Source organism: Streptomyces sp. NPDC037389, from assembly GCF_040636475.1.
Lineage (GTDB): Bacteria > Actinomycetota > Actinomycetes > Streptomycetales > Streptomycetaceae > Streptomyces > Streptomyces hesseae.
In genome coordinates this window covers 49,579-64,076 of sequence record NZ_JBEZUS010000012.1, presented here as the reverse complement: position 1 = coordinate 64,076, position 14,498 = coordinate 49,579, and the positions used below count along the sequence as shown (strand labels likewise).

At 72.8% G+C, this 14,498-nt stretch carries 16 protein-coding genes; 5 read left to right on the top strand and 11 right to left on the bottom strand.

Annotated features, from left to right (window positions below; all coding sequences use genetic code 11):
• Positions 1-25: 25 nt before the first annotated feature.
• From AB0E98_RS25330 to AB0E98_RS25295, 8 genes are all read right to left on the bottom strand, one after another.
• Positions 26-481 carry a hypothetical protein gene (locus AB0E98_RS25330; RefSeq protein WP_361706595.1) on the bottom strand — a complete coding sequence of 152 codons (456 nt, stop codon included), beginning with the start codon at positions 479-481 and terminating at the stop codon, positions 26-28.
• A gap of 186 nt (positions 482-667) precedes the next feature.
• Entirely contained in the window at positions 668-1,522 is an 855-nt protein-coding gene (rsmI, locus tag AB0E98_RS25325) for a 16S rRNA (cytidine(1402)-2'-O)-methyltransferase (RefSeq protein ID WP_361706592.1), read from the bottom strand.
• A 56-nt stretch (positions 1,523-1,578) separates the two neighbouring features.
• A complete protein-coding gene (locus AB0E98_RS25320; RefSeq protein ID WP_361706591.1) occupies positions 1,579-2,064 on the bottom strand; it encodes a DUF6299 family protein in 486 nt (161 codons plus the stop codon).
• A 124-nt stretch (positions 2,065-2,188) separates the two neighbouring features.
• Positions 2,189-3,040 (bottom strand): DMT family transporter, encoded by an 852-nt coding sequence (locus AB0E98_RS25315; protein ID WP_361706590.1) that lies wholly within the window; start codon positions 3,038-3,040, stop codon positions 2,189-2,191.
• A 161-nt stretch (positions 3,041-3,201) separates the two neighbouring features.
• Entirely contained in the window at positions 3,202-4,848 is a 1,647-nt protein-coding gene (locus tag AB0E98_RS25310; RefSeq protein WP_361706588.1) for a penicillin-binding transpeptidase domain-containing protein, read from the bottom strand.
• Positions 4,849-5,054: 206 nt separating this feature from the next.
• The gene (locus AB0E98_RS25305) at positions 5,055-6,830 is read right to left on the bottom strand and encodes a phospholipid carrier-dependent glycosyltransferase (RefSeq protein WP_361706586.1); all 1,776 of its coding nucleotides are present in this window, start codon (positions 6,828-6,830) and stop codon (positions 5,055-5,057) included.
• Positions 6,831-6,883: 53 nt separating this feature from the next.
• The gene (locus AB0E98_RS25300; protein ID WP_361706584.1) at positions 6,884-7,138 is read right to left on the bottom strand and encodes a hypothetical protein; all 255 of its coding nucleotides are present in this window, start codon (positions 7,136-7,138) and stop codon (positions 6,884-6,886) included.
• 113 nt (positions 7,139-7,251) lie between these two features.
• Entirely contained in the window at positions 7,252-7,722 is a 471-nt protein-coding gene (locus AB0E98_RS25295) for a DUF6415 family natural product biosynthesis protein (protein ID WP_361706582.1), read from the bottom strand.
• A 122-nt stretch (positions 7,723-7,844) separates the two neighbouring features.
• Between AB0E98_RS25295 and AB0E98_RS25290 the strand changes: the two genes are divergently transcribed.
• The 3 genes from AB0E98_RS25290 to AB0E98_RS25280 all read left to right on the top strand — a co-directional run bounded on the left by AB0E98_RS25290 (position 7,845) and on the right by AB0E98_RS25280 (position 10,152).
• Entirely contained in the window at positions 7,845-9,185 is a 1,341-nt protein-coding gene (locus AB0E98_RS25290; RefSeq protein WP_361706579.1) for a hypothetical protein, read from the top strand.
• A gap of 167 nt (positions 9,186-9,352) precedes the next feature.
• On the top strand, positions 9,353-9,604 hold the full coding sequence (locus tag AB0E98_RS25285) for a hypothetical protein (protein WP_361706576.1): 252 nt from the start codon (positions 9,353-9,355) through the stop codon (positions 9,602-9,604).
• Between the two features lie 11 nt (positions 9,605-9,615).
• Positions 9,616-10,152, top strand: a complete 537-nt coding sequence (locus AB0E98_RS25280) for a DUF6879 family protein (RefSeq protein ID WP_361706573.1) — start codon at positions 9,616-9,618, stop codon at positions 10,150-10,152.
• 10 nt (positions 10,153-10,162) lie between these two features.
• Here the strand turns inward: AB0E98_RS25280 and AB0E98_RS25275 are convergent, their stop codons facing one another.
• Positions 10,163-10,981, bottom strand: a complete 819-nt coding sequence (locus AB0E98_RS25275; RefSeq protein ID WP_361706570.1) for a DUF6159 family protein — start codon at positions 10,979-10,981, stop codon at positions 10,163-10,165.
• Positions 10,982-11,068: 87 nt separating this feature from the next.
• On the opposite strand from AB0E98_RS25275, the gene AB0E98_RS25270 reads away from it, so the two are divergent.
• Entirely contained in the window at positions 11,069-12,058 is a 990-nt protein-coding gene (locus AB0E98_RS25270; RefSeq protein ID WP_361706569.1) for a hypothetical protein, read from the top strand.
• A gap of 1 nt (position 12,059) precedes the next feature.
• Positions 12,060-12,416, top strand: coding sequence for a GntR family transcriptional regulator (locus tag AB0E98_RS25265; protein ID WP_361706566.1), 357 nt, complete (start codon positions 12,060-12,062; stop codon positions 12,414-12,416).
• Here the strand turns inward: AB0E98_RS25265 and AB0E98_RS25260 are convergent.
• Both AB0E98_RS25260 and AB0E98_RS25255 read right to left on the bottom strand, forming a co-directional pair.
• Positions 12,354-13,235 carry an SDR family NAD(P)-dependent oxidoreductase gene (locus AB0E98_RS25260; RefSeq protein ID WP_361706563.1) on the bottom strand — a complete coding sequence of 294 codons (882 nt, stop codon included), beginning with the start codon at positions 13,233-13,235 and terminating at the stop codon, positions 12,354-12,356. The genes AB0E98_RS25265 and AB0E98_RS25260 overlap by 63 nt on opposite strands.
• 41 nt (positions 13,236-13,276) lie before the next feature.
• Positions 13,277-14,464, bottom strand: a complete 1,188-nt coding sequence (locus AB0E98_RS25255) for a serine hydrolase domain-containing protein (RefSeq protein ID WP_361706560.1) — start codon at positions 14,462-14,464, stop codon at positions 13,277-13,279.
• Positions 14,465-14,498 lie beyond the last annotated feature (34 nt).

The following is a 14,498-nucleotide window of genomic DNA, read 5'->3' as shown; positions in this document are numbered from 1 at the left end:
CGCGGCCGGGCTCACCCCGTCGGGCTCACTTCCGGTGGAAGGGCCGCAGCAGATCGGAGAGGTGCCAGTGGTGGCCCTCACGGCGCTCGTGGGTGCTGTGGGTGCCACCGTCATGGAGCGGTCCGGCGGCCGACTGGAGGGTCGCCGGGACGGCCGTGCGCTCGGCCAGATGCAGGGCGTCGGCGACCACGGACACCTGCCCGGACCGCATGATGCGCACCGTGTGCGCACCGCAGTTGACGCAGGTCGGGCGGGTCAGCGGAGACGGCACGCGCTCGCCGTCCGCGTAGTAGGTGACGAAGGGCAGGCCCTTCGCGTCCACGTGGTGCCTTATCTCGTACGACTGCTCCCAGCCGCTCCCGCATCGCATGCAGACGAAGGAGTAGGACTCGTGGGCCGGCTCGAACGCGGCGGCGGTCTGCTCCGTCACCGTGCGGGTCGCGCGCTGGGCTCCGTTCGAAGCTCCTGCGGTCTCGCTCATGGCAGCTCCTCTTGTCCGTCGGACAAGTCTCTCCGGGACCGGACGTCCCACCACAAGGGAACGCCCATCCCGGCGACGGCGCAGCAGCCTGACCCACGAATTGGGACAAACTTGGCGGCTCCATGCCCGAAAGCGTTGGCTGCCATGCCAGGGCTTTGCTTTTCAGGTTAGCCCTTTACCTTACTGTCAATCCCGCTGTGCGGCATTTTTTGCCGCTACGACCGCATCGAACACATCTCTCTTGGGTAGGCCCGTCTCCGCCGCCACGGCCACGATGGCCTCCTTGCGGCGTTCGCCCGCTTCCTCCCGGACGCGTACGCGCCGGACGAGTTCGGCGGCGTCCAGGGTCTCGGGCCCGCGCTCGGGGGCCCCTTCGACGACGATCGTGATCTCGCCCCGGACGCCCTCGGCCGCCCAGGCCGCCAGCTCCTCCAGGGGGCCGCGCTTGACCTCCTCGTAGGTCTTCGTCAGCTCCCGGCACACGGCGGCGCGGCGGTCCGCGCCGAAGGCCTCGGCCATCGCGGCGAGCGTGGCGTCCAGGCGGTGGGGGGCCTCGAAGTAGACGAGCGTGCGGCGCTCGTCGGCCACCTCGCGCAGCCGGCCCAGCCGCTCGCCGGCCTTGCGGGGCAGGAAGCCCTCGAAGCAGAACCGGTCCACGGGCAGGCCCGAGACCGCCAGCGCGGTGAGCACCGCCGAGGGGCCCGGCACGGCCGTGACCTTGACGCCCTTCTCCACGGCGGCCGCGACGAGCCGGTAGCCGGGGTCGGACACGGACGGCATCCCCGCGTCGGTGACCAGCAGCACCCGCGCCCCGCCCACGAGGGCCTCGACCAGCTCGGGCGTCCGGGCGGACTCGTTGCCCTCGAAGTAGGAGACCACCCGGCCGGTGGTCTGCACCCCCAGCGCCTGGGTCAGCCGGCGCAGCCGGCGGGTGTCCTCGGCGGCGATCACCTCGGCGGTGCCGAGCTCGGCGGCCAGCCGCGGGGGCGCGTCGGCGACGTCGCCGATGGGGGTTCCTGCGAGTACGAGAGTTCCAGTCACGCTCCCATCCTCGCAGCTCGCGGCGGCGCCCCTCCGGACGCCGGGGTCCTCGGGCCTCAGCCGCGGCGGGTCGGCACGAGCGTGATGTCCCGCTCGTGGGCGATGGCCAGGAACCGCGGCAGCGGGATCCCACCCCGGTCGGAGCTCATCTGGAGGAGCGTGCCGTCGGCCCGCGCCGGGCCGGGCCGGAGCGACGCCCCGTAGGGGCGGGCCGAGTTGCGCCACCGGTGCCGGGTGCCGTCGCAGACGGCCTTGCTGCCGCCGACGCCCTCGGTCCGGCGGTTCTGGAGGACGTTGCTGGCGACGAAGACCGTGCCGGTGTGCTCGACGACGGTGCAGCGGTAGCTGCCGCTCATGGTGAGGGTTCCGTCGGGGGCGAGGGTGGCGGTGGGGTCGATGGTCATGGAGCCCGTGGACCGGGGGGCGGGCGCGGCCGTCACGGGGGCGGCGGCCACGGGGGCGGCCGTGGCCAGGCAGGCGAGGGCCCCGGCGGCGACGCTGTCACGGACGACGCGGATGCGGATGCGAATGCGGTTGCGCATGGGGCAGGGATACCGGAACCGGCCGCCGAGGTGTCCGCACCTCACCCGCCCGGCGGCGCGTCTCCCTGTGCGCGGCATCGGCACCCCGCATCGGCTGGCGTGCGGCATCAGCTGGCGTGCGGCATCAGCTGGCGTGCAGCATCAGCCCGATCCCGACGACCATCAGCCCCGCCGCCGCGATCCTCGGCGCCCCGAACCGTTCCTTCATCACGACCGTGCCGATCGCCGCGCCCACGATGATCGACGACTCGCGCAGCGCCGCGACCGGGGCGAGGGGCGCCCGCGTCTGCGCCCACAGCACCAGCCCGTACGCGAAGACGGACAGCAGTCCGCCGAGCAGCCCGCGAACGGCGAAGGGGCGGATCTGGGCGAGCAGGGCGCCGCGCCGGGCGGCCACCGCCCAGGCGGGGATCACCAGCCCCTCCAGGATCATCAGCCAGGAGATGTAGCCGAGCGACGAGCCCGAGGCCCGTACGCCCAGGCCGTCGACGACCGTGTACGCGGCGATGGCGAGCCCCGTGGCGACGGCCGCCCCGATCGCCGCCCACCGGGGCCGGGCGCCCGAGCCGCGGATGCCCCAGAGGGCGAGGCCGGTCAGCCCGGCGGAGGCGACGGCGACGCCCGCGAGCTGACGGCCGTCGGCGACCTCGTGGGCGAAGAGCGCCGCGAGGCCGGTGACCGCCAGCGGGGCGGTGCCGCGGGCGATCGGGTACATCTGGCCGAAGTCGCCGAGGGTGAACGACCGCATGAGCAGGAACTGGTAGACCGTGTGGAGGACGGCCGAGGCCAGCAGGTACGGCCAGGCCCCGGCGGCGGGCGTCGGTACGAACGGCAGCAGCGCCGCCCCGCAGAGCGCCCCGCCGCCGCCCACGAGGGTGAAGGCGAGTAGCTGGTCCCTGATGCCGTGGGCGATGGCGTTCCAACTGGCGTGGGTGACGGCGGCGATGAGGACGGCGATGGCGACGAGCGGCGTCATGCGCCACCACCCCCGGCCCGGCGGTCAGGTATGCGGCACGGAATGCTCATGACACCCGACGCTAGCGGCGCCGGTGGGGGCCCGCGATGTCGTTTCCGTCACCCGGACAGCCCGTCACCCCGTCGTCCCGTCACGTCACCCCGTCACGTCACCCCGTCACGTCACCCCGTCACATCGGCCCCGGGCCTGGGGTCCGCGCTCAGCACCGCCGCGACGACCGGGCCGGCCGAGTCGCCGCCGTGCCCGCCCTGCGGGACGACGGCGGCCGCCGCCACGTCGTTGCGGTACGCGGCGAACCAGCCGTTGGGCGCGGACTGGCCGTCGACCTCCGCCGAGCCCGTCTTGGCACCGATCTCGCCGCCGAGGCCGGCCATCGCCCTGGCGCCCGTGCCGGAGACGGCGGTGAGCCGCATCATCGAGCGCAGGTCGTTGGCGGCGGAAGGCGCCAGCGGGCGGGCGGCCTTGGCGAGTTGACGGCCGTCCAGGGACGGGTCCACGAAGTACGGCTGGTGGAACGATCCCTCGCGGACGGTCGCCGCGATCGACGCCATGTTGAGGGGGCTCATCTGCACCCGGCCCTGCCCGATGAGCGAGGCGGCCTTGCCCGCACCGCCGTCGGTGGGCACCCGGCCGTCGAAGGTCGCGACGCCGGCCTTCCAGTCCAGCCCGATCCCGAAGACGTCGCGGGCCTCGGCGGCGAGGGCGCCGTCGGAGAGCTGCCCGGCGAAGGAGATGAAGGCGGTGTTGCAGGACGCGGCGAAGTCCTGGGCGAAGGTGGCCCGGGGGTTCTCGCTGTTCTCGACGTTGTGGAAGGTCATGCCGTACGTGGCGTTCTTCGGGCACGGCACGGACTTGGCGGGCGCGGCCTTGCCCTGTTCCAGCAGCAGCGCGGACGTCATGATCTTCATCGTGGAGCCGGGCGCGGTCGTGCCGCCCAGCGCGGCGTTGAATCCGCCCTTCTTGGAGTTGGCGACGGCGAGGATCTCGCCGGTGCTCGCCTTCACGGCGACCACGGAGGCGTCGCTGTACCTGTTCACCGCGGCCTCGGCGGCTCGCTGGAGGCCCGCGTCGATGGTGGTCCGCAGCTTGCCGGGCTTGCCCTCGGAGACGACGTGGAGGTTCTTGGGCGCCGTACCCGCGGGCCCTTCGAGCCGGACCGCGACGGCGGGCTCGCCGCCCGCCTTCTCGCCGTACTTCTTGCGCAGCTCGGGCAGGACGGACGCCAGGGACGGGTGGTCCTTGCCGGGGTCCAGTTCGACGCCGCCCCGGCCGACGGCGACGACCTTGGGCTCCTCGGTGGCGCCGGTGCGCAGCGTCCGGCCGGCGGTGAGCTCGGGGTGGACGACGGTCGGCTGCCAGCCGACCTTGGCGCGGCCGCCCTCCGCGCCGCGGACGACGTCGAGCGAGGAGTCGTAGGCCCAGGTGGTGCGCTGCTTGTCGAGGACGACCTCGGCGCTGACGGAGAAGGGCACCTTCGTGCCGACGGCCGCGCCCTGCTTGAACGTCACCTTCTGTACGTGCGCGGCGTCCCGGAAGGCGGTCAGGGCGGTGGTCGCCGCCTGGACGTTGTCGGTGAGGCCGGCGGCCTTGCCGGTGTCCCCGGCGGCCCAGGCGCCGAGGAAGTCGCGCGCGGTCTTCTCGGTCTCGTCGGACGTCGGTGGCCCGGTGCGGGCCGGGGCGGCCTCCGCTCTCAGTCCGCCCGCGCCGCCGCCTGTGACGGCGTCGACGAGGTTGTAGGCGCCCAGCCCGGTCGCCCCCACGACCGCCGCTGCGGCGACGCCTATGCCGATCTTCGCACCAGTGCGCATGCTCCCCTGCCCCCTCCTGGTTTTAATCACCTGATTAAAACCTCGGACGGCACTCTACGGGATGGTGGTGACGCATGGTGTGAAACGGCCGGAAACAGCCGCTTGAACCCGACGGGGCGTCAAACGGCGCTGAGGAAAAGGGCTCCGGACGAAATCGGGTCCAGATGCCAGATCCAGGCGTCAGGTCCAAGTGTCAGATCCAGATGTCAGATCCAGGTGTCCAACCACATCCGGTTGCGCCAGGCGTCCATGGGGATGGCCTGGCCGGTGTAGATCGGGAAGAAGTAGATGAAGTTCCAGGCGATGAGCAGGACGAGCACGCCCGCGCCGACGGCGCCCAGCGCGCGGCGCCGTTCGGTGGAGCCGGGCGGGCCGAGGATCGCCCCGACCATCATGGCCACCGCCAGGCAGAGGAAGGGCACGAAGACGACGGCGTAGAAGACGAAGATCGTCCGTTCCTGCCACATGAACCAGGGGAGGTATCCGGCCATGAGCCCGCACAGCACCGCGCCGGCCCGCCAGTCGCGGCGCAGCGCCCACCGGTAGAGCAGATAGATGACCGCGAAGCAGCCCGCCCACCACAGCAGCGGGGTGCCCAGCGCGAGCACCTCGCGGGCGCACTTGTCGGTGGTGTCGATGGGGCAGCCGCCGTTGCCGGGTTTGGGGGACTCGTAGAAGTACGAGACCGGGCGGGACTGGACCAGCCAGCTCCAGGGGTTGGACTGGTAGGTGTGCGGCGAGGAGAGGGTGGTGTTGAAGTCCCACACCTGCCGCTCGTAGTGCCACAGGCTGCGCAGCGGGTTGAGGATCCCGGCGAGGAAGCCGTCGGGGCTCTGTCCGCCGTCGCTCTCGGCCCAGTGCCGGAAGAAGCCGCTGTGCTGCCAGCCGGCCGTCTTGCTGTACGTGCCGCTGTGGGTGAACCAGCCGGTCCAGGAGGCGATGTACACGCCTATCGCCACCGGCACGGTCGACAGGAACGCCCAGGGCGCATCGCGCCGCAGCGTGGACAGCCAGGGCCGCCGGGCGCCGGCGAGGCGGCGGGAGCCGACGTCCCACAGCACGATCATCAGGCCGAACGCGGCGAGGTAGACGGCGCCGTTCCATTTGGTGGCGAAGGCCAGCCCGAGGAACACCCCGGCGGCCAGCCGCCAGGGCCGCCACCCCAGCCGCAGCCGGTCGCCGACCCCGGCGTCGGGCAGGACGGTGCCGGTGCCGTCCTGCCGCTCCGGCAGGGCGGCGGCGAGCCGGGCCCGCGCCTTGTCGCGGTCGACGAGCACACAGCCGAAGGCGGCGAGGACGAAGAACATCAGCACGGTGTCGAGCAGCGCCGTGCGGCTCATGACGAAGTGCAGCCCGTCGACGGCGAGCAGCGCCCCGGCGAGGCACCCCAGGAACGTCGACCGGAACAGCCGCCGCCCGATGCGGCACAGCATCAGCACCGACAGCGTGCCGAGCACGGCGACCATGAACCGCCAGCCGAAGGGGTTCAGCCCGAACATCCACTCGCCGACGGCGATGACCCACTTGCCGACGGGCGGGTGCACGACGTACCCGGGGGCGTCGGGGACGGCGGCGTGCCCGGCGATGATCTGGTCGTTGACGTCCTTGACGCTGTTCCAGTCGACCTCGTAGCCCCGTTCCAGCAGGGCCCAGGCGTCCTTGGCGTAGTACGTCTCGTCGAATATGACGGCGTTCGGGGAGCCCAGATTCCAGAACCGGATCAGCCCCGCGAACAGCGCCACGACCAGCGGCCCGGCCCACCCCATCGACCGCGCGAGCACCCGCGCCGCCCCCGGCCCGGCCCCCATCGCCTCCCACACCCGCGTCCCGGGCTCGGGAAACGCGGGCACGAGCCGCTCCCTCACATCCGGCTGCGCCACACCCCCCTGATAGCCGAACCGGCGGAGTCTGCGCTGCCACGGGAGTGGCTGCTCGTCCGTCGTTCGGCCCTGCCGGGGGTGCGTCGCGGTGTCACTGGTCACCGCGCCATCGTAGGGAACGGAGCTGTGAGGGCGCGGGGGGCGCGTCGCTCCGGTCAGGCGGAGCAGCTGATGCCGGGGCTGCCGGTCAGGCTGATGCTCTGGCCGGCGATGCCGGCCACGTCCTTCACGGCGCCGTTCACGACGTCGGCGGCCGGTGCCGGGAGGTCGGGAAGCCCGGCGTTGATGTCGCAGGCCGCCGGAATCGGACTCGGGGCGGCGGCAGCGGTCCCCGCGCCTCCCATGACGCTCAGGGCGGCGACGGCCGCGACACCGGTCAGGACGGAGACGGCTCGACGTGTACTGGACATGCCATCCTCACTCTCCGGGGCGCCCGCCCTGCCCGGACCACCCCTTCGCCTCGCGCGGACGCTACCCACCACCGGACGCGTCCAGCGCTTTGTGCGCGACCTCTCACAGGGCCTCACCGAGCCACCACGGACGCGTGCGCTTCGCGCTGGTGGACGCCCATCCGGAGGGCGGCGTCCCGCATCGCGGCGGAGTCGCCCTGCCGCTCGGCCTCGTGCCGGTCGGCCTTGATGTACGCGCACTGGGCGCACGGCAACGCGCTCCTCAGCTCGTGACAGGCCCGGCCGAGGTCCCGCATGTGCCCGACGGCCGAGCGCAGCCCGGCCCCGGGCCCCTCCGCGAGCGCGCGACGGGCCGCGCCGACCACCGACCGCGCCCGCTCACCGTCCGGCGTCGTCGGCGGCATGCGGCCGACGTGCGCCTCCGCGACCGGCAGCAGCTCCTCCAGGAACCCGCGCAGGCACGCGGTGGTCTCCGCGACCTCCTCGTGCCGGGGCAGGGCGGCGGGGTGCGCGATCGCGCGGCGGATGGCGTCGGCGACGTAGCGGGACATCGCGGTCGCGGTGTCATGGGCTTCCAGGTCCACGTTTCAGGGCTCCCTCGTGGAGATCGTCCGGTACGCAGAGGTAACACCCCTCGCGGCCCTCGCCGGTACCGTGGAGGCAAGGCGTGAACGTGAAAGCCATGAAAGTCGGCAGGAGTTGAAGCATGGCGAGCAACCCACGCACCTCGAACACGGCCCTGGTGGCTCTGCTCGACCAGGCGAAGTGGTCGCGCGGCCAATTCGCGACGGCAGTCAACCGGACCGGCGCCGAGGCCGGGTCGGCTCTGCGCTACGACCAGTCGGCCGTCTCGCACTGGCTGTCCGGGACGATGCCCCGGCGGGACGTACGGCCCATCGTCCTCGAAACCCTCGCCCGCCGCCTGAAGCGGCCGGTAACACACGCCGAGGCCGGGCTGCCCGCCCCGGACGGGAACGACGGCAGGAACACCCTCGAAGAGCTGATCGACGTCGGCAGGGCCGACATGGACCCGTCCCGCCGGGGCGTGCTCACGGCGGGCGTGTACTCGGCCGCGCTCGCGATCCCGCTCTTCCCCGACCTCGCCGGGGGCGTGGAACATCGTACGGGCGACACCGGCCGCACCGTACGCATCGGCGCGGGCGAGGTCGCCACGGTCCGCACCATGACCGAGAGGATCGCCGACATCCTCGACGAGCTCGGCGGTGGCCACGCCCGCCCCATGGCAGCCGCCTTCCTGGTCAACACCATCGCCCCGTACCTGAAGGCGTCGGCCCCGGGGAACGTGCGCAAGGGCATGCTGTCCGCCGCGTCCGACCTCGTCTATCTGACCGGCTGGATGGCGATGTACGAGCGCGAGCACGGCCTCGGGCAGCTCTACTACACCAAGGCCCTCAAGCTCGCCGGAGCGGCGGAGGACCATGTCACCTACTGCCGCACCCTGCGCGGCATGAGCCTCCAGGCCTCGAACCTCGGCCACGGCGCCAAGGCCCTGGAGCTCGCCGACGCCGCCGCCGAGGCCTCGCCGAAGGCCGGCCCGCGCCTGCGGGCCTTCCTCGCGGGCCAGCAGGCGCACGCCGCGTCGATGACGGGCGACCGCCACACCGCGCTCGCGCGGCTGCGGGAGACGGAGGCGGCCCTGTCGAAGGCGGACTCCCGGCGGGAGGCCATCGGCGGGTACGACGCGAGCGCGTACCACTTCCACGTGTCGCACGTGCTCTACGAGTTCAAGGACCTGGAAGGATCGATCCGCGCGATGCGGGAGTGCCTCAAGGTTCAGCCGCGACAGGAGCGCCAGGGGCGCGTGCACTCCAACGCTCTACTGGCGCAGCGTCAGTTCGAGCTCGGCCACGTGGAGGCAGCGTGCGCCACGTGGCACGCCTTCCTCGACGACTACGTCCAGCTCTCGACGGCCCGCGGGGACGAGCACTTCGACACGATGCGGCGCCGGATCCGCCCGCACGGGAAGGCACGAGCGGTGCGGGAACTGACGGAACGGGCCCGGGAGATCGCGCGCGCTAAGGCGTAGGAACCGGTAAGGCAGCGGAATTCCGCACCAGGAGAGCCAACGAATTGAGATTGGCGCTGCCTTCTCGACACCGCGGCGGCGGCAGCCGCGCATCACGACACCTCCGGCGCCATCGCCGCCACCACACGCGACATGGCCGCGATCCGAGCCGCCCTGGGGGCCCAACCGTGATCCCCCGCGCCCCACGCACGATCCAGGTCATCGCCGATGCCCTGGATCCGGAACGGCGGCCGGAGCTCTACCGCTTGGTCCTCACCACCGAGGCGGGGCCCGAGTTGCACAACCTGATCGCGACCTGGTGGGGCCACGCGATGCTCGACACCGACCCGGACCGCGAGCGCATCATCGCCGCCGCCGAAGTGGGCACCCTGCCGACCGTGAGCATGGACGCGGTCTTGAAACTTCGCCATGCCCGATGAAAGGTGAGCATGTGCCGGACATCATCCCGCTCAGTGAGGTCTCTTACCTGTTTGAGGACTTCGAGCACACAGCCTGGCGACTCCAGACGCGACAGGAGTACCCGTCGGACCGACGCAGCGTGAGGTGGAAGCGCTGGCAAGCCGGTGAGACCCTGGCCTACGAGGCCGATCATCCGTGGCACTCGAACGTCCGCGCCCAGGCCGAAGCGGGAAAGCGATTCGAGCGGGTGCGCGTCGTCGATGACCCGCCGACCGAAGGGCAGCGTTTCCTGCTGGCCTCGGGGCTCAGCAACGCCGAGGCAGGCGAAGACGTCCGTTACCTGGCCCGCATAGACGCCGAGCGCGTCGGGCTGCCCGACGGCGACTTCTGGTTGTTCGACTCGCGTATCCTCGCCCGCTTCCACTTCGGCGAGCACGCCGCGACACTGGGCGTCGAGCTGATCGAAGAGCCCTCGGCCGTACTGAGCGCCTGCCAGGTCCGCGATCTGGCCTGGCACTACGCCGTCCGTACAGAGGAGTTCCCGAAGCACGGGCTCCCCGACCGATAGTGGGGCCCGGTCACATCCACAGCCCCGGCTGGGCAGCCGGCAGCGCGGACCGGAAGGGCAGCAGCGGCGGGACGTCCCCCGACGTCACCTCGCGGTGGTAGAGCGCCATCCGGTAGATGCCCGACATGGTCGACGTGACGATGCCCGTCAGCAGCCACAGCAGCACCACCCCGCCCGCCACGCCCAGCATCACCGCGACGTCGTCCGTCTCGACCGCGAGGATCAGCGCTGCCACGCCCATGGCCGCCACGAGCGCGGTCGTCAGGAAAACCCGCATTGATCCGGCCACCTGGGCACCCAGCTCCCGGCGCCCCAGGGCCAGCGAGTGGCGCAGGGCCGTGAGCAGGCCGGAGCCCTCGACGACGAGGACGGGGAGGGCGAAGTAGGTCAGCAGCGACCAGGACAGCCCGGCCACGTCGAAGAGCCAGGAGACGCCGACCGTCGACTCGGCGATCTGTAGCAGCACCCCAACCGTGTTGCCGAGCACGCTCCAGCAGGCGAGCGTCGGCAAGCGGCGCAGCATCGCGCGCAGGGAGGTGCGGATCGTGGGCCGGTCGTCGTCCAGCAGGGCGTGCACGGAGTGGAGCAGCGCCGCGGTGAAGTAGGTGCCCACACAGGACAGCAGGGCCAGCAGCGCGAAGAGTTCGACAGTCTGGGGCGTCGTCGGCGCCTGGCCGTCCAGCACGCGGTCGCGGACGCCGCTCAGGGGCAGTAGCCAAGCGGTCGTCAGGACCGCGGCGAGCGCGGCGATGTTCATCGCCGGGAAGCACAGGAGCGCCGGTCGGCGCTTCAGTACCCCGAAGGCCGTTCTGATGATTCCTCGTCTCACGCCGCTCCTTTTCAGCCAATCGGGAGCCGCATCCTTCCACAACACCACTTGTCTTGTTCTATTACTATGCAAACAACTGGAGGTGCCATGTCGTCCACCGCACGCCGCGTTCTCGTCGCCGTCCTCCCCCATCCCCTCGCCTGCGCCGCAGTCGTCACCGCCTACTACTCGTTCCGCGACCGGCTGCCACACCCCATGGCCTCGCACATCGGCCCCGGGAACAAGGCCGATGGGTTCGACGACCCGGAATCGTTCCTCGCCGTCTCCCTCGTCGTGCTCCTCGTCATCGGTGTGGTGTTCGCGTTCCTGACGTGGCTGACGCGGTCGGCGCCCGGGCAGCAGCGCGGGGTCGCCGTGGCCGGGGGCGGCATGGGCGTGGCCCTCGGATGGATCGTCGTCGGCATTCTGCGCGCCAATGCCGAGGTCGGCGCGGGCGGCGACGCCGCCACCGTCACGCTCCCCCTCTGGCAGGCGGGCCTGGGCTTCGCCGCCGGTGCCGTGTACGGCGTTCTCGGCTGGCTGGTCACGGGGCGGGACAAGGCCCCCGCCCCGGCCACCGAGCGAGCCCCCGCCGAAGCCGCACGGCTGCCGCTCGGCGAGAGCGAGAGCGCGAGCTGGACCCGGGTCGTGGGGGCCCGGGCGCAGATCGGCGTCGGGGCGATCATGCTCGTGACGGGCGTGTTCGTCGCGATCGTCACGGGCTGGACCGGCGGGCTCGTCTGCCTCGTCTGCGGGGTGCCGCTGGTGCTCCTCTGCCGGGTGCGGGTCAGCGCCGACCGGCGCGGCATCACCGTCACGCCCGCCGCCCTGCCCTGGCCGCGCCTGAACGTACCGCTGGAGCGGATCGAGGAGGCCGGCCACCGGCCCGTCGACGCCCTGCGCGACCTCGGCGGCTGGGGCTACCGGGCCCACCCCGGCATCAGCGGTATCGTGCTGCGCTCCGGCGACGCGCTCAGCGCCCGGCTGACCACCGGCAGCGAGTTCGTCGTCACCGTCGACGACGCGGCCACCGCCGCCGCGCTGCTCAACACCCTGGCCGACAGGGAACGTTCCAACGGAAACGGAGTGCGGGGCTGACATGTTGTTCCGGGTCGACCCGTCCTCATCCGTCCCCCTCGGCGAACAGATCGCCGGCGGGCTGCGCGGCGCCATCGCCGACGGCTCCGTACGCCCCGGCGAGCGGCTGCCGTCCGCGCGGGAGGTCGCCGCGTCCCTCGGCGTCAACATGCACACCGTGCTGCGCGGTTATCAGCAGCTCCGCGACGAGGGGCTCATCGAGCTGCGCCGGGGGCGCGGGGCCGTGGTGACGGGCGGGACGGCGACCTCCGGGCGCGCCCGGCTCACCGCGCGGGCGCGCGAACTCGTCGCCGAGTCACGCGCGCTCGGGCTCTCCGACGACGACATCCTGGCCATGATCAGGTCGTCCCTCGGCTGAGTCTGAGCCTGATCCTGAGTCCGAGTCCGAGTCCGAGTCACGCCGCAGCGCCTGCCGCAGGCCCAGGTTCCCGATCAGGATGCCGCCGTCCACCGGCAGCGTCACCCCCGTGATCCACGACGCGTCCGGCGAGGCGAGGAAGGCGACGGCCGCCGCGATGTCCTCCGGCTGTCCGACCCGTCCCAGCGGGTAGTGCTCGGCCGCCCGGTCCAGCGAGTCCTCCCGCCCCGCCCAGCCGGGGGTGCGGATCGTGCCGGGCGCCACGAGGTTGACCCGTACGCCCCGGGCCGCGCAGTGGCCGGCCAGTGTCCGGGTCAGGCCGGCCAGGCCCGCCTTGGCCGCGCTGTAGGCGTGGTTGCCGAAGTCCTGCTCGCCGTTGACCGAGCCGACGCTGACGACCGAGGCACGGCCGCCCGCGGCGGTCAGCAGCGGCATCGCGGCCCGGACGCACCGGAAGGCGCCGGTGAGGGTGATGTCGAGGTCGCGGGCCCACGCCTCGTCCGGGAAGTCCTCGACCAGCGGTGGGTCCGGGTGGAACGAGTAGGCGTTGTTGACCAGTACGTCCAGGCGTCCGTAGCGCTCCGCCACAAAGGCCAGCGCCGCCGCGACCGCCGCCGCGTCGCCGACGTCGCAGGCGAGCGAATCGGCGGTGAGCCCGTCCGCCCGCAGGCCCGAGGCGGCCTTCGCCGCGCGCTCGCCGTCCAGGTCGGTGACGAGCACGCGCGCGCCCTCCGAGGCGAAGCGGCGCGCCGTGGCCTCGCCGATGCCCCGGCCCGCGCCCGTGATCAGTACAGCGTAGCCCTCGAACCTTCGGGTCATGCGGCCAGCTCTACCCCGCCGAGGGCCCCTTCTACCCCGCTCTACCCCGCCAGCGACCGTGCGACCGCCCGGACGAGCGCCTGGGCGCGCGGGTCCGCCGTGACGTTCTTCTGCATGCCGTTCGTGACGTACCCGAAGGCGACGCCCGACTCGGGGTCGGCGAAGGCCAGGGAGCCGCCGCGGCCCGGGTGGCCGAAGGAGCCGGGGGCCAGCAGCGGGGAGGCCGGGCCGTGGAGCATATAGCCGAGGCCGAAGCGGGTGTTGACGACGAGGACGCGGTCCGGGCCCGCCGACTCCTCCGTGCGCGCCAGGGTCAGCGTCGCCGGGGCGAAGAGCCGGCGGCCGCCGTCGACCGGGCCGATCAGCGAGGCGTAGAAGCGGGCCAGCGCGTCGGCTGTGGCGATGCCGGCGGAGGCGGGCAGCTCGGCGGCGCGGTAGGCCGGGTCGTTCTCGTCGGCGGCGGGGCTGATCGCGCCGAAGGCGCGGCGGGTCAGCGAGTCCGGGTCGCGGTAGGCGTCGGTGACGGACGCCTTGGGTCGGACACGCAGCCCGGCGGCGGCGGGCGCGGCGGGGGCCGGGGCGTCGGCGATCCGGCCGACGCGGTGCCGCTCCGCGTCCGGCAGGCCTATCCACAGGTCCAGGCCCAGCGGCCCGGATATCTCCTCGGCCACCCACCTGCCCAGGGACCGGCCGGTCACGCGCGGCACCAGCTCGCCGAGCAGCCAGCTGTACGTCTGGGCGTGGTAGCCGTGGTCCGTGCCGGGCTCCCAGGCGGGGGCCTGCGCGGCGAGGGCGCGCGGGCCGCTGACGCCGTCGATGGCCTCGGCGGGTGTGAGCGGGGTGTCCAGCACGGGCAGCCCGGCGCGGTGGGCGAGCAGGTGACGGACGAGGACCCGCTCCTTGCCGGCCGCCTTGAACTCGGGCCAGTACGTGCCCACGGGCGCGTCCAGGTCCACCTGGCCGCGCTGGTGCAGCAGGAGGAGGACGGCGGCGGCGACGCCCTTGGTGGCGGAGCGGACGATCTGGGCGGTGCCCCGGGTCCAGGGCTCCGCGTCACCGTCCGGATCCGCGTCCGCGTCCTTCGTGCCGGCCCACAGGTCGGCCACCTTCCGCCCGTCCCGGTAGACCGTCACGGCCGCGCCGCGCTCACCGCGCCGTGCGAAGTTCTCCGCGAAGGCGTCCCGGACCGGCTCGAAGCCGTCCGTCACCGTGCCCTGGACGTCCACCACTGTCTTCCGCTCCCACTGTGCCGATCGCTACAAA

Excerpts from the sequence above, each read along its gene's own strand:
- AB0E98_RS25300 (WP_361706584.1), bottom strand. The coding sequence starts at position 7,138 with ATGTCCAGTACACGTCGAGCCGTCTCCGTCCTGACCGGTGTCGCGGCC.
- AB0E98_RS25270 (WP_361706569.1), top strand. The coding sequence starts at position 11,069 with ATGTCGTCCACCGCACGCCGCGTTCTCGTCGCCGTCCTCCCCCATCCC.
- AB0E98_RS25330 (WP_361706595.1), bottom strand. The coding sequence starts at position 481 with ATGAGCGAGACCGCAGGAGCTTCGAACGGAGCCCAGCGCGCGACCCGC.
- AB0E98_RS25290 (WP_361706579.1), top strand. The coding sequence starts at position 7,845 with ATGGCGAGCAACCCACGCACCTCGAACACGGCCCTGGTGGCTCTGCTC.
- AB0E98_RS25310 (WP_361706588.1), bottom strand. The coding sequence starts at position 4,848 with ATGCGCACTGGTGCGAAGATCGGCATAGGCGTCGCCGCAGCGGCGGTC.
- AB0E98_RS25315 (WP_361706590.1), bottom strand. The coding sequence starts at position 3,040 with ATGACGCCGCTCGTCGCCATCGCCGTCCTCATCGCCGCCGTCACCCAC.
- AB0E98_RS25265 (WP_361706566.1), top strand. The coding sequence starts at position 12,060 with ATGTTGTTCCGGGTCGACCCGTCCTCATCCGTCCCCCTCGGCGAACAG.
- AB0E98_RS25320 (WP_361706591.1), bottom strand. The coding sequence starts at position 2,064 with ATGCGCAACCGCATTCGCATCCGCATCCGCGTCGTCCGTGACAGCGTC.
- AB0E98_RS25260 (WP_361706563.1), bottom strand. The coding sequence starts at position 13,235 with ATGACCCGAAGGTTCGAGGGCTACGCTGTACTGATCACGGGCGCGGGC.